Below are 25283 nucleotides of genomic sequence, written 5' to 3'. Positions count from 1 at the left end.
GGAGCGTGTAATGTTGTGCGTGTTTGATATAGAAACCATTCCTAGCGTGAGTTTGTGTAAAGAGCATTTTCAATTAGAAGAAAATGATGCGCTAAAAATCTGTGAATGGAGTTTTGAAAAGCAAAAAGAAAAAAGTGGGAGCGAGTTTTTGCCCCTTTATTTGCATGAAATCATCTCTATTGCAGCAGTCATTGGCGATGATTACGGGCAATTTATCAAAGTGGGGAATTTTGGTCAAAAACACGAAAATAAAGAGGGTTTTACAAGCGAAAAAGAGCTTTTAGAGGACTTTTTCAAATACTTTAACGAAAAGCAACCGCGCCTAATAAGCTTCAATGGCAGAGGTTTTGATATGCCTCTACTCACGCTCAAAGCCCTTAAATACAATTTAACCTTAGACGCTTTTTACAACCAAGAAAACAAATGGGAGAATTACCGCGCGCGTTATAGCGAGCAGTTCCATTTGGATTTAATGGATAGCTTGAGCCATTATGGATCCGTTAGGGGGTTGAATTTGAATGGCATTTGCTCTATGATGAATATTCCTGGTAAATTTGATGTGAGCGGGGATTTAGTGCATGCGATTTATTACAACCCTAAGATAAGCCAAAAGGAGAAAAAAGGCATTATTGATGGCTATTGCCAAAGCGATGTGCTTAACACTTACTGGCTTTTTTTAAAATACGAAGTGCTGAAAGGGGCTTTAAGTAAGGAGCAATACCTTGGGCTATTGAATGATTTTTTAGCCAAATTCCCTAAGGAAAAATCCTATTCAAGCGTTTTTATTAACGCTTTAGAAAAAGAGATTAGGGAGTTTGCTTAAAATTCTATAAATTTAATAAAATAAAAAATGTGTTTTTAAGATTAGCTATATACTTTTTTGAGATGTTTCAATCCCTTTTTATATAATTTTTATTAGTCTCTTGCTAATGGCTTGAATAACAGGTACACACACGCTATTGCCTAATAAATCCATGCTTTCTTTGTAGGATGTATTTAGGTTATAATTTTTAGGAAAACCAAACAATCTTAATCCTTCTTGAATGCTCAAACGCCGTAATCCTACCTTTTTGTTTTTAAAATCTATTACTCCCATTTTATGCATATCGCTCGCTACTAAGGTTGGAGTAGGTTCATTAGGGTGCAAGATTTTAGAAAATTCAAAAGAAAGTTTTCCACCACTAAGAGCAAAACCAAATTCGTTATTTTTAGGATTTTTAAATTTTTTTAAATAGCCTTTAACGACCAAATCATCTAACAAATTGATTAAATCTACATGGTTAAAAAAATCCTGAATACTTTTCAAATTAAGAGGTACACCATCTTTCTTGGGTGTTCCCCAAAGTATGGCATATTTAGATTTGCGTCTCTCTTTTAAAAAGAGATTAAGAAAGTCTTTTTGAGTTTGATTAACCGCTCCTCTTAGCTCTAAATCCCATGAGTGGATATTGTTGCTAGCCCCTCTTTTATCTTTAATAGCCTTACCATAAAGTTCATCTGGAGTAAATTGAGACAAAATTTTTTTTGTGAAAGGGGTATTTAAAAGTTCCAAGTGGTGTTCTTGAACATCTTTAAAAACACATTTTGTAGTAGGAAAATTATTCAAATCAATAGGACAAGATAAACTACCTACAATATAAAGGCGTTCTCTATTTTGTGCAACCCCAAAATCTTTGGCATTCAAAAGTTTATAATTGACAAAATAACCACATTCTTTTAAATGGCTTAACATAATGGAAAAAGTTTTTCCTTTGTCATGCGTAAGAAGTCCAGGAACATTCTCTAGCAAAAATCCTTTAGGTTTTTTAGCTAATAAAAACCGCATGATTTCAAAAAATAAAGTTCCCCTAGTATCGTCTAGTCCTCGTCGTTTCCCAGCACTAGAAAAAGGTTGACAAGGAAAACCTGCTAATAAAATATCAAAATTAGGAATAGCATTTGTATTAATTTGTGTAACATCACCTTGTGGCGTTTCTTTAAAATGATTTATATAAGCTTGTAAGGCACTTTTTTTAATTTCAGAGCTTAAAACACATTGTGATTTTAACCCTATGCTAGATAAAGCTTGTTCAAGTCCCAAACGCAACCCACCAAGACCTGCAAATAAATCTACAAAACGCACAATTTGATTTTTATAATCTGTGAAATAAGGCTTAAAATTATTGGGTTTCAACAATGGTGCAAAAAGGTCTTGTTCTACTATCATGGAGTTATTATAATTGTTTTTGGCTATAATTTGGCTTATTAACAACAATAAAAGGATAAACTATAAGCACAACACGACTTTATGGAGATTTAAAAAAGATCGAATGGGATAAAACACAAGGAAAAATTATTTTTTGTTTAGCTAATATTTCTACTACTCTAAAAGCCAAAGATACAGTAGGGTTTGTTTTGCAAGAATGGCTTAAAGATTTTATGTTGCAGGTTGGCTATCAATTTGAAGAACCAAAAAATTCACAAAGTTTTCCTGATTTTTTATTGTTTAATCAAGAATTACAAATTTGGGAGTTTTTAGAAATCAAGGCTTTTCAATACGAAAAAAACCCTGCATTTGATATTGCAAATTTTGAGTCTTATTGTGATAGATTGCTAGAAAATCCACAAATTTTAAACACTTTTTACTTGATTTTTGCCTATAAGATGCAAGAAAATGGGGATATTCTAATTAAAGAAATTTATTTGCATAAAATTTATGAAATTGCAGGGCGTTCATCTTATTATCCTTTAAAAGTGCAAGTAAAAAGAGGAATGATTTATAATATACGCCCTAATAGTGCTTTTAAAACCAATAAGGCTTTTGCTTTTCAAAATACACATGAATTTATACAAGCTATTTATGACACTTTAAAACTTTATAAAGGGGAAGAAAAAGCTTTAAAGTGGCATAAAACTTTACTAGAAAAATGTAACACTATATTCTTTGGTTAAAAAGATCAAGGTAACTTAACTGGATTTTTTCATGTGAGTTTTAGAAAAACTATCTATTGTTTTTTAAAGCCTTAAAAATATTTTTTTATGATTGTGGGAGAATTACCGCGCGCGTTATAGCGAGCAGTTCCATTTGGATTTAATGGATAGCTTGAGCCATTATGGATCCGTTAGGGGGTTGAATTTGAATGGCATTTGCTCTATGATGAATATTCCTGGTAAATTTGATGTGAGCGGGGATTTAGTGCATGCGATTTATTACAACCCTAAGATAAGCCAAAAGGAGAAAAAAGGCATTATTGATGGCTATTGCCAAAGCGATGTGCTTAACACTTACTGGCTTTTTTTAAAATACGAAGTGCTGAAAGGGGCTTTAAGTAAGGAGCAATACCTTGGGCTATTGAATGATTTTTTAGCCAAATTCCCTAAGGAAAAATCCTATTCAAGCGTTTTTATTAACGCTTTAGAAAAAGAGATTAGGGAGTTTGCTTAAAATTCTATTAAAACCTTGAAACTAGGTAAAGACTGCTTAGAAAGAAATTTTTTAAAGCGTTAGAGAAACATGAGCCTAAAGTGCGTATCTGCTTGATTTTAGATCCCCACTTGAAGCTATATTGTGCAATAATTATTGAACGATAAGAATAATATTTTGTGAAAAAAATAAACGGATCGCCCTCAATCTAAAACAAAACCTAAAGTAAAATCCAACCTGTTAGGGCGTCAATTATCTAAAAGTGATATCATGATGAGCAAATCAACTTAAAGGCAAAGACATGAATGAAGTGGTTGTAGTGGCGGCAAAGCGGAGCGCGGTGGGGAGTTTTTTAGGCTCTCTAAAGAATGTAGGCGCTAGAGAAATGGGTGTTTGCGTGCTTAAAGACGCTTTGAATGCGAGTGCTCTTAAGCCTAGCGATGTGGATTCTGTCATTTTAGGCAATGTTTTAGGTGCTGGTTTGGGTCAAAATATCGCCAGACAGATCCAACTAGACGCCGGTATCCCTAATGACAGAAACGCTTTCAGCGTCAATATGGTTTGCGGATCGTCTATGAAAGCTATCCAGTTAGCGCATGATAGCATCGTGCTTGGGCGCGATGAGGTGGTGGTGTGCGGCGGCGTGGAGAACATGAGTGCAGCGCCCTACCTGTCGTTTGATATGCGAGAGGGGAAAAGAATGGGGAATGCGAACATGATAGATTCCATGGTACATGATGGGCTATGGGATGCTTTCAATGATTACCACATGGGGATCACCGCTGATAATGTCGCTCAAGCATACCACATAAGCCGAGAAGAGCAAGATAATTTCGCGCTCCAATCGCAACTCAAAGCAAGAGCCGCCATTAATGCAGGGAAATTCCAAGAAGAAATCACACCTATTGAAATAGCGAATAAAAAAGGCGTGGTGGTTTTTAAAGAAGACGAATACCCTAGAGACACGACGCTAGAATCCCTTGCAAAGCTCAAACCCGCTTTCAAAAAAGACGGATCGGTAACGGCAGGGAATTCATCAGGGATCAATGATGGCGCGAGTATTATCATTTTATGCAGCGCTAAAAAAGCGCAAAAATTGGGGTTAAAAGCCATGGCCACTATCAAGGGGTTTGGTTTGGGTGGTTGCAGTCCGGATATAATGGGTATATGCCCTAGCATTGCGATTAAAAACAACCTTAAAAATGTCAAAATGAATCTCAACGACATCAATCTTTTTGAACTCAATGAAGCCTTTGCCGCGCAAAGCATCGCCGTGTTAAAAGAGCTTGAGTTAAACCCTAATATCGTGAATGTGAATGGAGGCGCGATAGCCATTGGCCACCCTATTGGCGCGAGCGGCGCTAGAATCTTAGTGACTTTATTGCATGAAATGAAAAGAAGTGGGCATGGCGTGGGTTGCGCGTCGTTGTGCGTGGGTGGCGGTCAAGGGCTATCAGTGGTAGTGGAACAAAAATAAGGAGAATGAGATGAACAAGGTTATAACCGATTTAGACAAAGCATTGAGCGCATTAAAAGACGGAGATACTATTTTAGTGGGTGGTTTTGGGCTGTGCGGGATACCCGAATACGCCATTGATTACATTTACAAGAAAGGCATCAAGGATTTGATTGTCGTGAGCAATAATTGCGGCGTTGATGACTTTGGGCTTGGCATTCTTTTAGAAAAAAAACAGATTAAAAAGATTATCGCTTCGTATGTGGGGGAGAATAAGATTTTTGAATCGCAAATGCTGAACGGAGAAATTGAAGTCGTTTTGACACCGCAAGGCACGCTGGCTGAAAACTTGCGCGCTGGAGGGGCTGGGATACCCGCTTATTACACCCCAACAGGGGTTGGGACTTTGATCGCTCAAGGCAAAGAATCAAGGGAATTTAACGGCAAGGAGTATATTTTAGAAAGAGCCATAACAGGCGATTATGGGCTTATCAAAGCTTATAAAAGCGACACTCTTGGGAACTTGGTGTTCAGAAAAACGGCCAGAAATTTCAACCCCTTGTGCGCGATGGCGGCAAAAGTATGCGTCGCTGAAGTGGAAGAAATTGTCCCGGCCGGGGAATTAGACCCAGATGGAATACACTTGCCAGGAATCTATGTGCAACACATCTATAAGGGTGAGAAATTTGAAAAACGGATAGAAAAAATCACCACAAGGAGCGCGAAATGAGAGAGGCTATCATTAAAAGAGCGGCAAAGGAATTAAAAGAGGGCATGTATGTGAATTTAGGGATAGGCTTGCCCACGCTTGTGGCTAATGAAGTGAGCGGGATGAATATCGTTTTCCAAAGCGAGAACGGGCTGTTAGGGATTGGTGCTTACCCTTTAGAAGGGGGCGTTGATGCGGATCTTATCAACGCAGGAAAGGAAACCGTAACCGTGGTGCCGGGCGCTTCGTTTTTTAATAGCGCGGATTCGTTTGCGATGATTCGTGGGGGGCATATTGATTTAGCGATTTTAGGGGGGATGGAAGTCTCACAAAATGGGGATTTGGCTAATTGGATGATCCCTAAAAAGCTCATAAAGGGCATGGGAGGGGCTATGGATTTGGTGCATGGCGCTAAAAAAGTGATTGTCATCATGGAGCATTGCAACAAATACGGGGAGTCTAAAGTGAAAAAAGAATGCTCATTGCCTTTAACAGGAAAGGGCGTGGTGCATCAATTGATAACGGATTTAGCGGTGTTTGAGTTTTCCAATAACGCCATGAAATTAGTGGAATTGCAAGAGGGGGTCAGCCTTGATCAAGTGAAAGAAAAAACAGAAGCTGAATTTGAAGTGCATCTATAGCTTATAAAAGGGGGTGTTTATGTTTTTATTAAGGCATTTGACTTCAGCGTGCGTGTTTTTGGCGTCTAAATGTTTGCCGGACTCCTTTGTCTTGGTCGCTCTTTTATCGTTTGTCGTGTTTGTTCTTGTTTATTGCTTGACAGGGCAAGACGCTTCGTCTGTCATTTCTAGTTGGGGGAATGGTGCTTGGACGCTTTTAGGTTTTTCTATGCAAATGGCCCTTATTTTGGTGCTAGGTCAGGCTCTAGCTAGCGCTCAATTAGTCCAAAAGCTTTTAAAATACTTGGCATCTTTGCCTAAAGGGTATTACACGGCTTTATGGTTGGTTACTTTTTTATCGTTAATCGCTAATTGGATCAACTGGGGTTTTGGCTTAGTGATCAGCGCGATTTTTGCAAAAGAGATCGCCAAAAATGTTAAAGGGGTGGATTACAGGTTGCTCATTGCTAGCGCTTATTCGGGTTTTGTCATCTGGCATGGGGGTTTATCAGGCTCTATCCCTTTAAGCGTTGCCACCCAAAATGAAAATCTGTCCAAAATGAGCGCTGGGGTGATTGAAAAAGCCATTCCTATCAGTCAGACGATTTTTTCTACTTATAATTTAATCATTATAGGGATCATTCTTGTAGGGTTACCCTTTTTAATGGCAATGATCCACCCTAAAAAAGAAGAAATCGTTGAGATTGATTCAAAGCTTTTAAAAGACGAATACAAAGAGATTGAACTTATTGACCACCAACAAGACAAAACGATTGCGCATTTTTTGGAAAACAGCGCTTTGCTTTCTTATCTTTTGGTTTTTTTGGGTTTTGGTTATCTTGGTATTTATTTTTTTAAAGAGGGAGGGATTAGTTTAAACATTGTCAATACGATTTTCCTTTTTTTAGGGATTTTGCTCCATAAAACCCCTTTGGCTTATGTGAAAGCGATCAATCATTCCGCTAGGAGCGTGGCTGGGATTTTATTGCAATTCCCTTTTTATGCTGGGATTATGGGGATGATGGCAAGCCATAGCGTGGGGGGTCATTCTTTAGCGCAAATGCTTTCTTTAGCCTTCACGCACATCGCTAATGAAAAAACTTTCGCGCTCATGACTTTTTTGAGCGCAGGGATTGTCAATATTTTTATTCCGTCTGGCGGAGGGCAATGGGCGATTCAAGCTCCCATCATGCTCCCGGCTGGGCAAAGCTTGGGCGTGGATCCGGGCGTGGTTTCTATGGCTATCGCTTGGGGAGACGCTTGGACGAATATGATACAGCCTTTTTGGGCTTTGCCTGCTTTAGCCATTGCGGGTTTGGGCGCTAAAGATATTATGGGCTATTGCGTTTTGACTTTAATTTTTGTAGGCTTAGTCGTGTGTGGGGTGTTTTATTTTTTAGTGTGAGTTTTTTATGCCTAAAACCACGCTCTTTTCAATGGGTAAAGTTTTCTCTTTTTACCCTTTAAACGCTCTTGTAATTAAGCCTTATTTCGTTACAATAACCCCCATAATAACCTAAGGAAGTGTTTTGTTTTTCAAATTTATTTTATGTTTATTATTAGGAATGTTTGCATGGGCAAAAGAGGATATTCCTACCCCATTAACGCCCTCTAAACGCTATTCTATCAATTTGATGACTGAAAATGATGGTTATATCAACCCTTACATTGATGAGTATTATACCGCAGGCAATCAAATAGGCTTTTCTACTAAAGAGTTTGATTTTTCCAAAAATAAAGCGATGAAATGGACTTCGTATTTAGGGTTTTTCAATAAAAGCCCTAGGGTTACTCGTTTTGGCATTTCCCTCGCCCAAGACATGTATACCCCTTCACTTAAAAACAGAAAACTAGTGCATTTGCATGACAACCACCCTTATGGGGGGTATTTGAGAGTGAATTTGAATGTGTATAACCGCCATCAAACTTTTATGGAGTTATTCACGCTTTCTTTAGGCACGACAGGGCAAGATTCTTTGGCCGCTCAAACGCAGCGTCTCATTCATAAATGGGGCCATGACCCCCAATTTTATGGCTGGAACACACAGCTCAAAAACGAATTTATCTTTGAATTGCACTACCAATTGCTCAAAAAAGTCCCCCTTTTAAAGACTCGTTTTTTTTCTATGGAGTTAATGCCTGGGTTTAATGTGGAATTGGGTAATGCGAGGGATTATTTCCAACTCGGCTCGCTCTTTAGGGCTGGGTATAACCTGGACGCTGATTATGGTGTCAATAAGGTCAATACCGCTTTTGATGGGGGCATGCCTTATAGCGATAAGTTTTCCATCTATTTTTTTGCAGGGGCTTTTGGGCGCTTCCAACCCCTTAACATCTTCATTCAAGGCAATAGCCCTGAAACTAGGGGCATTGCCAATTTGGAATACTTTGTTTATGCCAGTGAAATAGGAGCGGCTATGATGTGGCGTAGCCTCAGGGTGGCTTTTACGATCACTGATATTAGTAAAACCTTTCAATCCCAGCCTAAGCACCACCAAATCGGCACCTTAGAATTGAATTTCGCCTTTTGATTTAATATAGGTTTAATGTTTTTCTGCCTATATGATATTTATATGATATTTTTTGGCGATTTAAGATGAATATCAGTAGCGTTTTGAATGAATTTGTTACTACTTTTCACTTTATTACACTAAATTTTTCCTTATTGCAAACAACTTTGAAATAAACGATTTCCATTTAAAAATCCGCCTTATAATTTGAATAGGTTTCCTTGAGAAACACTTTAATTCAAAGGAGTCTAACAATGAAAGACGCAAAAGTTCAGGTGATGGGTATTGATGCCGGTGGCACCATGACGGACACATTTTTTGTGAAAGAAAATGGCAGTTTCGTAGTTGGTAAAGCCCAAAGCAACCCAGAAGATGAGAGCTTAGCTATTTATAATAGCTCGCAAGACGCTTTATCGCACTGGAAATCGGATGTGAGTAAGGTTTATCCAGAGTTGGTCACTTGCGTGTATTCAGGCACGGCGATGCTCAATCGGGTCGTCCAAAGGCACGGGATGGAAGTGGGCCTGATTTGCAATAAGGGTTTTGAGCAAATGCATTCTATGGGCAGAGCGTTGCAATCCTACTTGGGGTATGCGCTAGAAGAAAGGTTGCATATCAACACGCACAAGTATGATGATCCGCTGATTCCTTTAAAAAGGATTAGAGGCGTTACAGAAAGAACCGATGTCAAGGGGCAAGTGGTTATCCCAGTGCGCCAAGAAGAGGTTAAAGTTGCTGTTAAGGAGCTTTTAGAAGCAGGTGCGAAAGCCATTGTGATTTGCTTGTTGCAATCTCATAAAAACGCTGAAAGCGAGCGGATCGTTAGAGATATTGCGTTAAAAGAAATTGAAAAATTGGGTAAAAACATTTCCGTATTCGCTTCTGTGGATTACTACCCTCAAAGAAAAGAAAGCCACAGAATGAACACCACTATCTTAGAAGCTTATGCGGCTGAGCCAAGCAGGCAAACTCTCTCTAAAGTCAGCAACCGATTCAAAGAGCATGGCGCTAAATTTGATCTTCGTGTGATGGCAACGCATGGAGGCACCATTAGCTGGAAAGCTAAAGAGCTCGCTAGGACTATTGTGAGCGGCCCTATTGGAGGCGTGATTGGATCTAAATTGCTAGGCGAAACGCTTGGTTATGACAATATTGCATGCAGCGATATTGGCGGCACGAGCTTTGATATGGCGCTTATCGTTAAGAGCAATTTCAACATCGCTTCTGACCCTGATATGGCACGCCTTGTTTTATCTCTACCGCTTGTGGCTATGGACTCTGTTGGCGCAGGTGCGGGGAGTTTTGTGCGCATTGATCCACACAGCCGATCTGTCAAACTAGGGCCTGACAGTGCGGGGTATAGAGTTGGCACTTGTTGGAAAGACAGTGGGTTAGACACGGTTTCAGTAACCGATTGCCATATTGTTTTAGGCTATTTGAACCCGGATAATTTCTTAGGCGGTTTGATCAAATTAGATGTGGATAGGGCTAAAAAACACATTAAAGAGCAAATCGCTGATCCGCTAGGCATTAGCGTAGAAGATGCGGCTGCAGGTGTGATTGAGTTGCTTGATTTGGATCTTAAAGAGTACTTGCGATCCAATATTAGCGCTAAAGGGTATAGCCCGTCTGATTTTGTGTGCTTTTCATATGGTGGCGCGGGGCCTGTGCATACCTATGGCTATACAGAAGGCTTAGGGTTTAAGGATGTGGTAGTGCCTGCGTGGGCGGCTGGATTTAGCGCTTTTGGTTGCGCTTGCGCTGATTTTGAATACAGATACGACAAGAGCGTGGATATTGCCATTCCGCAGTATTCTTCAGACAAGTCAAAAGTAGAAGCATGCAAGATCATTCAAGACGCATGGGATGAATTGACTCTCAAAGTGATTGAAGAGTTCAAGATCAATGGATTCTCTGAAAAAGATGTGATCTTAAGACCTGGATACAGGATGCAATATATGGGACAATTGAATGACTTAGAGATCACTTCTCCTGTATCAAAAGCTGCAAGCGTGGCTGATTGGGAAGAAATTGTCAAAGAATATGAAAAAACCTACGCTCGTGTTTATTCTGAATCAGCGTGTTCTCCAGAGCTTGGTTTTAGCGTGACCGGCGTGATCATGCGTGGTGTTGTGGCTACGCAAAAACCTGTAATTCCGGTTGAAAAAGAGCATGGCGCTACGCCCCCAAAAGAAGCCAAAATAGGCGTTAGAAAATTCTATCGGCATAAAAAATGGGTGGATGCAGATGTGTGGCAAATGGAAAAATTACTGCCTGGAAATGAAGTTATAGGGCCTGCGATCGTGGAATCAGATGCGACCACTTTCGTGATACCCAAAGGCTTTGCGACAAGACTAGACAAACACCGATTGTTCCACTTGAAAGAAATTAAATAAAGGAGTTCAAAATGGCAAATTTATTGAAAAACGGCAAAACTTTAAAACAAGCTAGAGATGAAATCCTAGCCAGGACAGAAAAAACAGGGCATTATAATGGTCTCAAAAAACTAGAGTTTAAAGAAAGAGATCCGATTGGTTATGAGAAGATGTTCTCTAAATTAAGAGGCGGTATCGTGCATGCCAGAGAAACGGCTAAAAGGATTGCGGCAAGCCCTATTGTTGAGCAAGAGGGGGAATTGTGCTTCACGCTTTATAACGCTGTGGGCGATAGCGTGCTGACTTCTACGGGTATCATTATCCATGTAGGCACTATGGGATCAGCTATCAAATACATGGTAGAGAATAATTGGGAAGATAACCCAGGCATCAATGACAAGGATATTTTCACCAATAACGACTGCGCGATTGGGAATGTGCACCCATGCGATATTATGACTCTTGTGCCTATTTTTCACGATGAAAAATTGATTGGGTGGGTAGGCGGTGTTACGCATGTGATTGATACGGGATCGGTTACTCCAGGATCGATGAGCACTGGACAGGTTCAAAGATTTGGGGATGGATACATGATCACTTGCCGTAAGACAGGAGCGAATGATGAGAGCTTTAAAGATTGGTTGCATGAATCTCAAAGATCGGTTCGCACGCCTAAATATTGGATTCTAGATGAAAGGACTAGAATTGCAGGATGCCATATGATTAGGGATTTAGTGATGGAAGTCATTAAAGAAGACGGCATTGATTCTTACATGCGATTTATTGATGAGGTGATTGAAGAGGGGAGGAGAGGTCTTATCTCTAGGATCAAATCCATGACCATACCAGGCAAGTATAGAAAGGTAGCGTTTGTGGATGTGCCTTATGCGCATAAGGATATTGGCGTGTGCTCTGAATTTGCTAAGCTAGACACGATCATGCACTCTCCTGTGGAAATCACTATCAATAAAGACGCTACATGGAAATTGGATTTTGATGGCGCGTCTAGGTGGGGATGGCACTCTTTCAATTGCAACCAAGTGTCTTTCACTAGCGGTATTTGGGTGATGATGACTCAAACGCTGATACCCACTTCTCGCATCAATGATGGTGCTTATTTCGCCACTCAATTCAGACTCAAAAAAGGGACTTGGATGAATCCAGATGACAGGCGCACCGGGCATGCTTATGCATGGCATTTCTTGGTATCAGGCTGGAGCGCTTTGTGGAGAGGCTTGTCTCAAGCGTATTACAGCCGAGGGTATTTAGAAGAGGTCAATTCTGGAAACGCTAACACTTCCAATTGGTTGCAAGGCGGTGGTATCAACCAGGATGGAGAAATCCATGCGGTGAATAGCTTTGAGACAAGTTCTTGTGGGACTGGAGCTTGTGCGATAAAAGACGGCCTGAATCACGCAGCGGCTATTTGGAATCCAGAAGGCGATATGGGCGATGTTGAAATTTGGGAAATGGCAGAGCCTCTTCTTTATTTGGGCAGGAATGTCAAAGCCAATACCGGTGGGTATGGGAAATATCGAGGCGGTAACGGGTTTGAAACCTTAAGAATGGTGTGGGGTGCGCATGATTGGACCATGTTCTTTATGGGTAATGGCTATATGAATAGCGATTGGGGTATGATGGGGGGCTATCCAGCGGCTAGTGGCTATAGGTTTGAAGCGCACAACACCGATTTAAAAAACAGGATTAAAAATAACGCCAGCTTGCCTTTGGGGGGTGATTTTAACCCAACGGATAGAGATTATGAAAAGCACATTTCTCATGCGTCTCAAGTCAAAAGGGATAAGCAATGCATCACCACAGAAAATTGCTTTGACAATTACGACTTGTATTTGAACTACATCAAAGGCGGTCCTGGATTTGGCGATCCGATTGAAAGGGATTTGAACGCGATTTTAGAAGATCTCAACAGCAAACAACTATTGCCAGAATACGCTTACAAGGTTTATGGTGCGATTGTGAGCCAGAATAAAGACGGCATTTGGGTAGGAGATGAAGCCAAAACGAAAGCCAGAAGAAAAGAAATTCTTGAAAACAGAAAGGCTAGATCCATACCGGTAAAACAATGGATGGAGCAAGAAAGGAACGCTATCCTTGAAAAAGAGGCTTCCAAACAAGTTAAACACATGTATGCGACTAGCTTTGATCTCTCGCCTAAGTTTTTGAATGATTTTAAAACATTCTGGAACTTGCCAAAGAGCTGGAGCGTGAAAGAAGATGAGCTTGGCGTATTCACCTATGGATCTAAATACAGGATGGATTTGAGCAAATTGCCTGATGTGCGCACAGTTCTGTTGGTTGATGAGAAATAAAGAAAGGAGAATGGTCATGTCAAAATACACACAAGAACAAATTAAAAATTTGGTAGAGGGGAACTTGGATTGGAACACTGTCTTAAAAATGCTGAGCATGCCTAAAGATCATGAAAGGTTCCAAATGTATTTGAAGGTGTTGCAAGATAAGGTAGATTTTGATGACAAAATCGTCTTACCCTTGGGGCCGCATTTGTTTGTGGTGCAAGATCCTCAAAAGAAGTGGGTCATTAAGTGTTCATGCGGTCATGCGTTTTGCGCTCCAGAGGAGAACTGGAAATTGCATGCAAACATCTATGTGCGCGATACAGCAGAAAAAATGGAAGAGGTGTATCCTAAACTCTTAGCTAGTGATACCAACTGGCAAGTGTATCGGGAGTATATTTGTCCGGATTGCGGCATCCTTTTAGATGTTGAAGCCCCAACTCCTTGGTATCCTGTGATCCATGATTTTGAGCCTGATATAGAGGTGTTTTATAAAGATTGGCTAGGCATACAGCCCCCAGAAAGACGCTAAAATCGCTCAATCCTTTTTATAAAGAGGCTTTATGCCTCTTTGACACACTTATAAAAAGCTTGGGTTAATTCAACTCAAGCGAATTTTTCTTCAATCCCAACAAATTCAGCCACAAATTAGGACTTTTTCAAAATTTTAAGCTCTTTTTCTTTTTTTTTGATTTAATACTTGGTATAATCTTAACCCACCTAAAAGGAAAGCTATGAAAATAACACAAGACACCACTAACGACTTTTTTGCCCTAACAAACACGATATTTTCTGTCCTTGTACACCAGCGAAACCACACTTGGGAAGAAGAAAATTGTGAAAAATTACTGCAGGATATTGTCAATATCTCTAAAAATAAGAAAACGCATTTTATGGGTTCTATCACTATGCTTTCAATAAAATAAAGGGTGTTTTTGACTAAAAAATTCATGTCTTGGATGGTGGTTATTGGGGCTTTAATTTGCGTGCTTTTAGGGGTGTTTATCTTCTTTACTAGCATGTCGGTTAAAAAATCTTTAAGTGCTTATCTTAACGCTTATTTGGATCAACGCCCCCATATTAAGGGCATGGGGATTGTAGGCGCTCCTTTTGAATGCGAAGGGTTTTTTAAAATTGCATGCACTTCTAAAGAGCTCAGTTTTTTAAATTCTCAAAACTCCCCTATTATGGATTTTAAAAATTTGAGTATCAAGCTCCATTCTTTAGATAAAAGCTCTCTCACTCTTTCTGTCCATTCTCAAATCCAATCCCCTATTTTAGAACAAGATATTCAGCAAAAAATCAGCCAAATCCCCCTAAAAGATTTGAATACCTTATTAGAAAAAATGAAACCCACGCGCTTGAATTGCTCTTTAGCATTCAACGCTTTAGATGAAAAAACCTTAAACGACAACTTAAAATGCGATTTGACTAATGCAGAGAATATCTTTGCTTACACTTTTTTTCAAGAGGGTTTAATGGAGGTGCAAGAAAATCTATCCCTTAAAAATATTTTTAAAACCTTGAGTTCTAAAGACGCTAAAGCCATAGAAGAGTTGCAAAACAAACTGCGTTTTTCAGCACCAAAGTTGGGCGTTTCTATCCAAGCGCGCCATCTTAAAAATGTTTTAGAAGCCTTTTACCACCAACATAAAGAGAGTTTGGGCTTTTTTTCCCCTTATTTTAGCTTGCGTTCTCAAACCCCTAGCGTCTCTTATGAAAGCGCGTTAGCTTCTTTAGAAAACTATTTTATGGCCTTGTTCCAATCCCGTTTTAAAGACGATAGCGCACTCCAACAAAATTTTAAGGGATTGTTGCAAGCCTTTGTTTCTATGGCTAAAGACAAACGATCTCAGATCACTCTTAATGCCCAGGCTAAAGACAACACCAAGCTGACTTTTAACGCCTTGTTGGATAGCCTTAGCGTGAATTTCTTTCAATCTTACAAAATAAGCCATGAGTGATTTCAAAGTCCCCCCCAAAGCTAAAGGGTTTAAACGCCTTTTTAAAGCCCTTTTTTATTCTAAAGACGGGCTTAAATGCGCATGGGCTGAAGAGAGCGCGTTCAGACAAATTGCCATCTTGGCTCTTTTCTGTATCACTCTAGCGAGCTATCTAGCTAAAGATTTTTTAGAATGGGGGCTATTGATTGCGCCTTGTTTTTTATCGGTGGTGGTTGAACTCATCAATAGCTCTATTGAAAAGGCTGTGGATTTTACTGGCACCGAGTTCCACCCATTAGCCAAAAAAGCTAAAGACATGGCCAGTGCAGCCCAACTGATAGGGCTTATTTTTTGGGCTTTTGTTTGGGGGCGTTATCTTTTAACGCTTTATTTTAATTAAATTTTAGGGAGACACATGCAAGATAATTCAGTCCAAGATAATTCAGTCAATGAAACAAAAAATATTGTAGAAGTGGGGATTGACTCTTCTATTGAAGAGAGCTATTTAGCTTATTCCATGAGCGTGATCATAGGGCGCGCTTTACCGGACGCTAGAGATGGCTTAAAGCCTGTGCATAGGCGTATTTTGTATGCGATGCATGAATTAGGCCTTACTCCCAAAGTCGCTTACAAAAAAAGCGCTAGGATCGTGGGTGATGTGATTGGTAAATACCACCCCCATGGCGATAACGCGGTTTATGATGCACTAGTGAGAATGGCGCAAGATTTTTCTATGCGTTTGGAATTAGTGGATGGGCAGGGCAACTTTGGATCTATTGATGGCGATAACGCTGCAGCAATGCGTTACACTGAAGCCAGAATGACTAAGGCGAGTGAAGAAATTTTAAGGGATATTGATAAAGACACCATTGATTTTGTGCCTAATTATGATGACACCTTAAAAGAACCAGATATTTTACCAAGCCGTCTGCCTAACCTTTTAGTCAATGGGGCTAATGGGATCGCCGTAGGAATGGCGACTTCTATCCCCCCCCACAGAATTGATGAAATCATAGACGCTTTAGCGCATGTCTTAGAAAACCCTAACGCTGAATTAGATGAAATTTTGGAATTTGTCAAAGGGCCTGACTTTCCCACCGGCGGGATCATTTATGGCAAGGCGGGTATTATTGAAGCCTATAAAATGGGGCGAGGGCGCGTGAAAGTGCGGGCCAAAGTGCATGTGGAAAAGACGAAAAATAAAGAAATCATTGTTTTAGATGAAATGCCTTTTCAAACCAATAAAGCCAAATTAGTGGAACAAATCAGCGATTTAGCGCGAGAAAAACAAATTGAAGGCATTAGCGAAGTGCGCGATGAGAGCGATAGAGAGGGCATTAGAGTGGTGATTGAGTTAAAAAGAGACGCGATGAGTGAAATTGTCTTAAACCATCTCTACAAACTCACCACTATGGAGACCACTTTTAGCATCATTTTACTCGCTATTTATAATAAAGAGCCTAAGATTTTCACGCTTTTAGAGTTGTTGCGCCTTTTCTTAAACCACAGAAAAACCATTATTATAAGACGCACGATTTTTGAATTGGAAAAGGCTAAGGCCAGAGCGCATATTTTAGAGGGCTATTTGATCGCATTAGACAATATTGATGAAATCGTGCAACTCATTAAAACAAGCCCAAGCCCAGAAGCGGCTAAAAACGCCTTAATGGAGCGTTTCACTTTGAGCGAAATCCAAAGCAAGGCCATTTTAGAAATGCGTTTGCAACGCTTAACAGGCCTTGAAAGAGATAAAATCAAAGAAGAATACCAAAACTTGCTAGAGCTTATTGATGATCTCAATGGCATTTTAAAGAGCGAAGATCGCTTGAATGAGGTCGTCAAAACAGAGCTTTTAGAAGCCAAGGAGCAATTTTCTTCTCCAAGGCGCACTGAAATTCAAGAATCGTATGAAAATATTGACATAGAAGATTTGATCGCTAATGAGCCTATGGTAGTGAGCATGAGCTATAAAGGCTATGTGAAAAGAGTGGATTTAAAAGCTTATGAAAAGCAAAATCGTGGCGGTAAGGGCAAGCTTTCAGGCAGCACTTATGAAGACGATTTCATTGAAAACTTTTTTGTGGCTAACACGCATGATATTTTGCTCTTTATCACCAATAAGGGGCAATTGTATCATCTAAAAGTCTATAAAATCCCAGAAGCGAGCCGGATCGCTATGGGTAAAGCTATTGTGAATTTAATCTCGCTCGCTCCGGATGAAAAGATCATGGCGACTCTAAGCACCAAAGACTTTAGCGATGAACGCTCTTTGGCCTTCTTTACAAAAAATGGCGTAGTGAAGCGCACCAATTTGAGCGAATTTGGCGGTAATAGGAGTTATAGCGGTATCAGAGCGATTGTTTTAGATGAAGGCGATGAATTAGTGAGCGCAAAAGTTGTGGATAACAACGCTAAGCATTTGCTCATCGCATCGCATTTGGGCATTTTCATTAAATTCCCTTTAGAAGATGTGCGCGAGATTGGAAGAACTACTCGTGGGGTTAGAGGGATTAGGCTGAATGAAAACGATTTTGTTGTCGGCGCGGTCGTTATTAGCGATGATGGCAACAAGCTTTTGAGCGTGAGTGAAAACGGGCTTGGCAAGCAAACTTTAGCCGAAGCGTATAGAGAGCAATCTCGTGGAGGTAAGGGGGTCATTGGCATGAAGCTCACTCAAAAAACCGGCAATCTAGTGGGCGTTATCAGCGTGGATGATGAAAATCTGGATTTGATGATCCTTACTGCAAGCGCAAAAATGATCAGAGTTTCCATTAAAGACATTAGAGAAACCGGAAGAAACGCCAGTGGGGTAAAGCTCATAAACACCGCCGATAAAGTCATGTATGTCAATTCTTGCCCTAAAGAAGAAGAGCCAGAAAATTTAGAAAACCCTCCTACACAATTATTTGAGTGATGCGTTTCTTTTCATTCTTTTATTTTTTATTGTATTTTTTGGGGGTTTCTTTGCATGCCCTAAGCCCCCTAGAAGATCAAGAATTTTTAATTTCGTATCGCTTAAAAATCGTTGATTCTAGAGTGATGGGCGAAGAGTATTCTGTCTCTAAACCTATCGTTAGCCGCATCAAAACAGCCCCCTATGTCTTAGACTATCATTGCTCTATTATTACTAGCAACTTACCTAATTTGAAAAACCCCTTGCTCCAAATAAAGTTAGAACGCTTCCTTTTAGAAATAGCGTTAAAAAAAGAAAAAGAGCGAGTCATAGACTGCATTTTAAAAAGCCAAGTCGCTATCACGCATTATGATCACAGCTATAAAAACGGCACCACTACCACAAGCATTCTTAACCTCAAAGCCTTAAGCGTTAAAGCGAGTTTAGTGGGAGATGTGCTGTTTTTAGATATTTTTAGAAAGGAAGAAGAATGAAAATCGCCATCGTAGAAGATGATATTAATATGCGTAAAAGTCTGGAGCTTTTTTTTGAGCTTCAAGACGATTTAGAGATTGTGAGTTTTAAAAACCCTAAAGACGCTTTAGCCAAGTTAGATGAAAGCTTTGATTTAGTCATCACGGATATTAACATGCCCCATATGGACGGCTTAGAATTTTTACGCCTTTTAGAAGGCAAGTATGAATCCATTGTGATTACCGGTAATGCGACCTTGAATAAAGCCATTGATTCCATTCGTTTAGGCGTGAAAGACTTTTTCCAAAAACCTTTTAAACCAGAATTGCTTTTAGAATCCATCTATCGCACCAAAAAAGTTTTAGAATTTCAAAAAAAACACCCTTTAGAAAAACCTTTAAAAAAACCACACAAACACAGCTTTTTAGCCGCTTCAAAAGCGTTAGAAGAGAGCAAACGGCAGGCCTTAAAAGTCGCAAGCACGGACGCTAATGTCATGCTATTAGGCGAAAGCGGGGTGGGTAAGGAGGTTTTTGCTCATTTCATCCACCAGCATTCGCAACGCTCTAAACACCCTTTTATAGCGATCAACATGTCCGCTATCCCAGAGCATTTATTAGAAAGCGAGCTTTTTGGGTATCAAAAAGGGGCGTTCACGGACGCCACAGCGCCTAAAATGGGGCTTTTTGAAAGCGCTAATAAAGGCACGATCTTTTTAGATGAAATCGCTGAAATGCCCTTTCAATTGCAAAGCAAACTTTTAAGAGTGGTTCAAGAAAAAGAAATCACGCGCCTTGGGGACAATAAGAGCGTTAAAATTGATGTCCGTTTCATTTCCGCTACCAACGCTAACATGAAAGAAAAAATCGCTACGAAAGAATTCAGAGAGGATCTGTTTTTCCGTTTGCAAATTGTGCCTATAACTATCGCGCCTTTAAGAGAGAGGACAGAAGAGATCTTACCCATTGCTGAAATCAAGCTTAAAGAAGTGTGCGATGCGTATCATTTGGGGCCAAAATCTTTTTCAAAAAACGCCGCAAAACGCCTTTTAGAATACTCTTGGCATGGGAATGTGCGAGAGCTTTTAGGCGTCGTGGAAAGAGCGGCGATTTTAAGCGAAGGAGCAGAAATCCAAGAAAAAGATTTGTTTTTGGAAAGGTAGTATAATTTCATGGAGTTATTAAAAAAAGCATTTATTAGAAACGCTTAATTTGGGATTTTTGCTTAAAGGGGTTTAAAGATTGGGGTTCAATTAATGGGGAGTTTTTATGTTAGCGAATGATTTTATGGTTAAGAAATTAAAAAACAAGGGATTACATGGTTTATTGTGTAGCAAATTGAGTCAAAGAGTGGATAGATTTGGCTATAGAGTGATTGGTGTTGGAGCGGATAAAGAGATAACGAAGTTATTGTTCAATTGAGTCAGGAAAAAATTGTTAGATTGAATAGCAAGACCGCTTTAGCAAATAATGATGATCTCATGGCGGGTATTTTTGATGAATTTAATGGATTAAAGACTAATAAAGAACCACAAAAACCTCACTCGATCTATTAATGGTAGCTCTTATAAAATCATTGATGTTCTTAACGATAAGGATGGTGATTTTATCAGTTGCAGATTGCTTATCGTTAAGGAATTAGGGGTTGATGAGTGTTTAGGGTTTTATGTTCCCCCTATGATTGATAATGACAACACCACTCTTGCTGATTTGCTTGAAAATGGCGAGCCTGCAATATATTATGAAACCAATTCTGTAAATATCAGGCGTTTTTTGGACAAAGGGCCTTACAACATTGAGTGGTTGGTGAGGAAGTATTTGGGGGTTGGATTTAGGAGTTACAAAATAGAGCGGATATAAGGAACGGAATTCGTGATCAAATTCCGCTATAAAAAGTGGGGGTCTATGATTGATAGAGAAGTTAAAATGCAATTCCTCAAATACCTTAAAGACTCAAAGAAGACAGCCGTTAAAATAACAAGCAAGGTGTTTTATGAGTTGTCAAAAGGGCCTCTGTTTGGCAATCTCCTTGGCAAAGATCCCATTAAGCGATTATAATGCGGAAAGAAAACAATAATAAATAAAATCTTGTTGGGTCTTAATCTTCTTATTTTTTAAATTAAAAGTCATTTTTTAACCCCTAAGACCGCACTACAAAAATTATCATGCAATTAAAATTAAAATCAAACTCTTTACTATTGACTATAAAAAATGTTTTTTAGCATTTTTTATAATTTATGATTAACACTTAATGATAATAAAGCCTTATTAGTAGTTTTTGTGTGGGACTAAAAATAGTGAGTTTATGAGGTTTTTAACCCTACCCCTTGTAATTTGGGTTACATGACGAAAATAATAGCGTCCACTCTCACGATTTTTAATGGCTGATAACCTGCTTATTTCAAGCTTTTTATAATCTCTAACATGGATTTAACTATGGTGCATTCTTTCTTGCTTGGTTCATTATGGCTCTTGTGTTTTAAGTCGTTTGTGGTAGGATTATTCCCATTAAGGTTTGAGACGCTATTGCCGTTTCTGTAATGATTAAATAGTGTCCTAATAGTCTCTATTTTCCTTAATGCTTTCTCATTTTTCAAACTCTCATGCGATGGATTTCAAAGGCATGGCTTCTTTGCTAACTCTTGCATGATCAAGTGGCTATTATTGCCTCTAGCCTTGTAATTTTTCTGCTCTCTAATATTTGGCTGTCTGTTATTTTATTCAGCCCTACATCGTTTTAACAAACAAACCCCATGCAAGCTATTTCAATTCCAAAGCTAAAAATTTTCCCGTATAGCTTTGGGTTTTTTCGCAATTTTGTGCCATCTCTAAAGGCGTGCCGCTCGCAATGACTTTCCCGCCCTTATCCCCCCCATCAGGCCCCATGTCTATAATGTAGTCAGCGTTTTTGATAATGTCTAAATTATGCTCAATCACTAGCATGGAATTGCCTAACACCACTAAAGAATGCAAAACCTGTAAAAGGTGATTCACGTCTTCAAAATGCAAACCGGTAGTAGGCTCATCTAAAATGTAAAGGGTTTTGCCTGTGTCTTTTTTACTCAATTCTTTAGCCAATTTGATCCTTTGAGCCTCCCCCCCGCTTAAAGTCGTAGCGTTTTGCCCTAAAGTGATATAGCCCAAGCCCACATCTATAAGCGTTTTTAACTTCACGGCGATTTTAGGGAATTTAGCAAAAAATTCATAAGCTTCTTCCACGCTCATGTTCAACACATCAGCAATGGATTTGCCTTTCACCTTGATTTCTAGAGTTTGGGGGTTGTATTTAGCGCCCTTACAGCTATCGCATTGGACTAACACATCAGGCAAAAAGTGCATTTCTATTTTAATATCCCCATCGCCTTGGCATTTCTCGCACCGCCCCCCTTTAACATTAAAACTAAAACGGCTCGCGCTATAGCCTAAAATTTTAGCTTCTTTTTGCTCGGCAAATAAAATCCTGATTTCATCCATCACTCCTGTGTAAGTGGCAGGGTTGCTTCGTGGGGTTTTGCCTATGGGGGCTTGATCTAAATAAATCACTTTATCCAAATGCTCCAACCCCACAATCTCCACCCCATTCAAGCTTTGAGTTTTTTTGGCATGGTTTAAAAGGGTTTGAGCGGTGGGTAAAAGAGTTTGTAAAATCAGCGAGCTTTTACCGCTCCCGCTCACCCCAGTAATGCACACCAATTGTTTTAAAGGGATTTGAACGCTCAAATTCTTAATGTTATTGATATTGACATTTTTGATTTCTAAAAAATGCTTTTCTTTAGGGAGTTCAAATTTAGGGCGCTCAATCTTTTTAGTGCCGTTGAGATACAAGGCGGTAGAATGGTTATTTTGCAATAAATCTTTTACGCTCCCGCTAAAAACCACTTCACCCCCATGCCTTCCAGCCTTTGGCCCAATATCCACAACAAAATCCGCATGCTTAATCGTCTCTTTATCATGCTCTACGACAATGAGCGTGTTCCCCTTTTTTTGTAAATTCCTAAGGGTGTTGATGAGTTTGAGCGTGTCCTTTTCATGCAAGCCAATGCTAGGCTCGTCTAAAACATACAAAACCCCTGTCAAACCACTCCCGATTTGACTAGCGATTCGTATCCTTTGACTCTCCCCTCCGCTAATCGTTCGCGCATCCCTCCCTAAAGTCAAATACCCTAACCCCACATCGTATAAAAAAAACACCCTTTCTAAAATCTCTTTTAAAATGGGTTCAGCGATCTTTTTTTCTTGCTCGTTAAGATAGCTAAAATGCGTGGGATCATTAAAAAAGTGATAGACTTCTTCAATGGGCTTGGTTAAAAAATCCGCCATTTTCAAGCCAGCGACTTGAACGCTCAAACTAGAGGCTTTCAAACGATGCCCCTCGCACGAAGAACAGGTTTTTTCGCTCATGTAATCGCTCAAATCCTTTTGCTCTTTAAACATGTCATAAGCGATTTGAATGATGCCTTTCCAAGGGCGTTTTAAAGGGCTGTTTTTAAAATGAAAGCTGATTTCAGTGCCATTCCCATACAAAAGAGCGTCTTGTTGCTCTTTATTCAATTCATTAAAACAAAGCGTGCTGTCAATACCATTATATTCGCAAAAGCCTTCAAACATTTGAGCGTAATAACTGCGGTTATACCCAAAAATCACTTTAATCGCTCCTTGATTTAAAGGCGTGTTAGGATCTAAAATCTTACTAATGTCTAAACTGAATTTTGTCCCCAAACCCAAACAGCTCTCGCACGCCCCTTTAGGCGAATTGAATGAAAAACTCAAAGGCTCTAATTCTTCAAAACTCATCTTGCATTTAAAGCATGCCTTATGCTCGCTGTAATGCTTTCTGATGCTTGGCGCGTTGTCTTGCAAGATTTCCACTTCTAATTCCCCATAGCTTTCTTTAAGGGCTTTTTCTACTGCGCTAGCGATCCGTGAAGCATTTTCGCTATTGATAACCACCCTATCTACTACCGCTTCAATGGTGTGTTTTTTGGTTTTGTGCAAATGGATTTCTTCATCTAAACGCACCATCACCCCATCAACAAAAGCCCTCACATACCCCTTTAAACGCAAGCTCTCTAATTTATCGTTAAACGAACCTTTTTTATCTTTAATAATGGGGGCTAGAATAATGATTTTAGAATTTTCTTCTAAATGACAGATTTGAGAAATAATATCGCTCGCGCTCATAGAACTAATGGGTTCTAAACATGTGGGGCAAAATTGTTCCCCAACCCTTGCAAACAACAACCTTAAATAATCATAAATCTCAGTGATCGTCCCCACAGTGGATCTAGGGTTTTTAGAAGTGGTTTTTTGATCAATAGCAATCGCTGGGGTTAGGCCTTCAATCTTATCCACATTAGGCTTACCCACTTTGTCTAAAAATTGCCTAGCATAGCTGGACAAACTCTCTAAATAGCGCCTTTGGCCTTCAGCGTATAAAGTATCAAACGCCAGAGTGGATTTACCCGAACCGCTCAATCCGGTAAAAACAACAAACTGGTTTTTAGGGATTTCTAAAAAGATATTTTTGAGATTATTTTCCCTAGCCCCTTGAATAATGATCTTATCCATAATGGTTTTATGTTGCAAGAGTTTCCTTAAAATAAGAAAATGGATTAAAAGGAGCTATTATACTTCAAAAAAGAATGGTTTTATTATCATTTCTTATTCATAAGAGTTAAAAATATTTGCTTGATTAAGGATAAACATGCTATTATTTTATGAGACAATTTTAAAGATAGGAATGTAAAGGAATGGAATTTATGAAAAAGTTTGTAGCTTTAGGGCTTCTATCCGCAGTTTTAAGCTCTTCGTTGTTAGCTGAAGGTGATGGTGTTTATATAGGGACTAATTATCAGCTTGGACAAGCCCGTTTGAATAGTAATATTTATAACACAGGGGATTGCACAGGGAGTGTTGTAGGTTGCCCCCCAGGTCTTACCGCTAATAAGTATAATCCAGGACATACCAATATCAATTGGCATGCTAAATACGCTAATGGGGCTTTGAATGGTCTTGGGTTGAATGTGGGTTATAAGAAGTTCTTCCAATTCAAGTCTTTTGATATGACAAGTAAGTGGTTTGGTTTTAGGGTGTATGGGCTTTTTGATTACGGGCATGCCACTTTGGGCAAGCAAGTTTATGCACCTAATAAAATTCAGTTGGATATGGTCTCTTGGGGTGTGGGGAGCGATTTGTTAGCTGATATTATTGATAACGATAACGCTTCTTTTGGTGTTTTTGGTGGGGTCGCTATCGGCGGTAACACTTGGAAAAGCTCAGCGGCAAACTATTGGAAAGAGCAAATCATTGAAGCTAAAGGTCCTGATGTTTGTACCCCTACTTATTGTAACCCTAATGCTCCTTATAGCACCAAAACTTCAACCGTTGCTTTTCAGGTATGGTTGAATTTTGGGGTGAGAGCCAATATCTACAAGCATAATGGCGTAGAGTTTGGCGTGAGAGTGCCGCTACTCATCAACAAGTTTTTGAGTGCGGGTCCTAACGCTACTAATCTTTATTACCATTTGAAACGGGATTATTCGCTTTATTTAGGGTATAACTACACTTTTTAAACCCTTTAAAAGGG

At 39.6% G+C, this 25283-nt stretch carries 20 protein-coding genes and 1 pseudogene; 19 read left to right on the top strand and 2 right to left on the bottom strand.

The features are described from left to right. Positions 1 to 10 precede the first annotated feature (10 nt). Positions 11 to 823 carry a 3'-5' exonuclease gene (locus QU01_RS02405; protein WP_033763525.1) on the top strand — a complete coding sequence of 271 codons (813 nt, stop codon included), beginning with the start codon at positions 11 to 13 and terminating at the stop codon, positions 821 to 823. Positions 824 to 901: 78 nt separating this feature from the next. On the opposite strand, the gene dcm is transcribed toward QU01_RS02405, so the two are convergent. Further along, positions 902 to 2206 (bottom strand): DNA (cytosine-5-)-methyltransferase, encoded by a 1305-nt coding sequence (dcm, locus tag QU01_RS02400; protein WP_033763421.1) that lies wholly within the window; start codon positions 2204 to 2206, stop codon positions 902 to 904. A gap of 62 nt (positions 2207 to 2268) precedes the next feature. Here dcm and QU01_RS02395 point away from each other — a divergent pair, with 62 nt between their 5' ends. From QU01_RS02395 to QU01_RS08365, 17 genes and pseudogenes are all read left to right on the top strand, one after another. After that, entirely contained in the window at positions 2269 to 2931 is a 663-nt protein-coding gene (locus tag QU01_RS02395) for an NgoBV family restriction endonuclease (protein WP_033763524.1), read from the top strand. A gap of 94 nt (positions 2932 to 3025) precedes the next feature. Continuing rightward, positions 3026 to 3424 (top strand): annotated as a pseudogene (locus QU01_RS02390) (3'-5' exonuclease); the annotation flags it as partial. Between the two features lie 280 nt (positions 3425 to 3704). Beyond that, positions 3705 to 4880 carry an acetyl-CoA C-acetyltransferase gene (locus QU01_RS02385; protein WP_033761611.1) on the top strand — a complete coding sequence of 392 codons (1176 nt, stop codon included), beginning with the start codon at positions 3705 to 3707 and terminating at the stop codon, positions 4878 to 4880. Positions 4881 to 4890: 10 nt separating this feature from the next. Beyond that, positions 4891 to 5589, top strand: a complete 699-nt coding sequence (locus tag QU01_RS02380) for a CoA transferase subunit A (RefSeq protein ID WP_033761613.1) — start codon at positions 4891 to 4893, stop codon at positions 5587 to 5589. Next, positions 5586 to 6209: a 3-oxoacid CoA-transferase subunit B gene (locus QU01_RS02375; RefSeq protein ID WP_001206254.1), complete on the top strand. Its 624-nt coding sequence runs from the start codon at positions 5586 to 5588 to the stop codon at positions 6207 to 6209. Before QU01_RS02380 ends, QU01_RS02375 begins: the two co-directional genes overlap by 4 nt. 19 nt (positions 6210 to 6228) lie before the next feature. Then, complete coding sequence (locus QU01_RS02370; RefSeq protein WP_033761616.1) at positions 6229 to 7593, top strand: TIGR00366 family protein; 1365 nt, start codon at positions 6229 to 6231, stop codon at positions 7591 to 7593. Between the two features lie 124 nt (positions 7594 to 7717). Further along, the gene (locus tag QU01_RS02365; protein WP_033761617.1) at positions 7718 to 8719 is read left to right on the top strand and encodes a lipid A deacylase LpxR family protein; all 1002 of its coding nucleotides are present in this window, start codon (positions 7718 to 7720) and stop codon (positions 8717 to 8719) included. A 233-nt stretch (positions 8720 to 8952) separates the two neighbouring features. After that, a complete protein-coding gene (locus QU01_RS02360) occupies positions 8953 to 11094 on the top strand; it encodes a hydantoinase/oxoprolinase family protein (protein ID WP_033761620.1) in 2142 nt (713 codons plus the stop codon). Between the two features lie 11 nt (positions 11095 to 11105). Beyond that, positions 11106 to 13403, top strand: coding sequence for a hydantoinase B/oxoprolinase family protein (locus QU01_RS02355; RefSeq protein WP_025275922.1), 2298 nt, complete (start codon positions 11106 to 11108; stop codon positions 13401 to 13403). 16 nt (positions 13404 to 13419) lie between these two features. Continuing rightward, a complete protein-coding gene (locus QU01_RS02350) occupies positions 13420 to 13920 on the top strand; it encodes an acetone carboxylase subunit gamma (protein ID WP_001885650.1) in 501 nt (166 codons plus the stop codon). 202 nt (positions 13921 to 14122) lie between these two features. Next, entirely contained in the window at positions 14123 to 14314 is a 192-nt protein-coding gene (locus QU01_RS02345) for a hypothetical protein (protein ID WP_033761622.1), read from the top strand. Between the two features lie 9 nt (positions 14315 to 14323). Further along, entirely contained in the window at positions 14324 to 15352 is a 1029-nt protein-coding gene (locus QU01_RS02340; protein ID WP_033761625.1) for a hypothetical protein, read from the top strand. Then, positions 15345 to 15731, top strand: a complete 387-nt coding sequence (locus QU01_RS02335) for a diacylglycerol kinase (RefSeq protein ID WP_033761626.1) — start codon at positions 15345 to 15347, stop codon at positions 15729 to 15731. Before QU01_RS02340 ends, QU01_RS02335 begins: the two co-directional genes overlap by 8 nt. 15 nt (positions 15732 to 15746) lie before the next feature. Continuing rightward, positions 15747 to 18245 carry a DNA topoisomerase (ATP-hydrolyzing) subunit A gene (gene gyrA / locus QU01_RS02330; RefSeq protein ID WP_033761627.1) on the top strand — a complete coding sequence of 833 codons (2499 nt, stop codon included), beginning with the start codon at positions 15747 to 15749 and terminating at the stop codon, positions 18243 to 18245. Beyond that, positions 18245 to 18718 (top strand): hypothetical protein, encoded by a 474-nt coding sequence (locus QU01_RS02325; RefSeq protein ID WP_033761629.1) that lies wholly within the window; start codon positions 18245 to 18247, stop codon positions 18716 to 18718. The genes gyrA and QU01_RS02325 overlap by 1 nt, the downstream gene beginning before the upstream one ends. Next, complete coding sequence (flgR, locus tag QU01_RS02320) at positions 18715 to 19860, top strand: transcriptional activator FlgR (RefSeq protein ID WP_033761632.1); 1146 nt, start codon at positions 18715 to 18717, stop codon at positions 19858 to 19860. Before QU01_RS02325 ends, flgR begins: the two co-directional genes overlap by 4 nt. A gap of 514 nt (positions 19861 to 20374) precedes the next feature. Beyond that, on the top strand, positions 20375 to 20557 hold the full coding sequence (locus QU01_RS08365; protein ID WP_229260232.1) for a hypothetical protein: 183 nt from the start codon (positions 20375 to 20377) through the stop codon (positions 20555 to 20557). Positions 20558 to 21457: 900 nt separating this feature from the next. Here QU01_RS08365 and uvrA read toward each other — a convergent pair. Further along, positions 21458 to 24283, bottom strand: coding sequence for an excinuclease ABC subunit UvrA (uvrA, locus tag QU01_RS02305; RefSeq protein ID WP_195742649.1), 2826 nt, complete (start codon positions 24281 to 24283; stop codon positions 21458 to 21460). A gap of 164 nt (positions 24284 to 24447) precedes the next feature. Here uvrA and hopE point away from each other — a divergent pair, with 164 nt between their 5' ends. After that, positions 24448 to 25269: a Hop family outer membrane protein HopE gene (gene hopE, locus QU01_RS02300; RefSeq protein ID WP_000395404.1), complete on the top strand. Its 822-nt coding sequence runs from the start codon at positions 24448 to 24450 to the stop codon at positions 25267 to 25269. Positions 25270 to 25283: the final 14 nt, after the last annotated feature.

This window comes from Helicobacter pylori SA221C (assembly GCF_000476855.1).
GTDB classification, from domain to species: Bacteria; Campylobacterota; Campylobacteria; order Campylobacterales; family Helicobacteraceae; genus Helicobacter; species Helicobacter pylori_DK.
The sequence above is the reverse complement of the archived record's forward strand: the minus strand, read 5'-3'. Positions and strand labels throughout refer to the sequence as shown.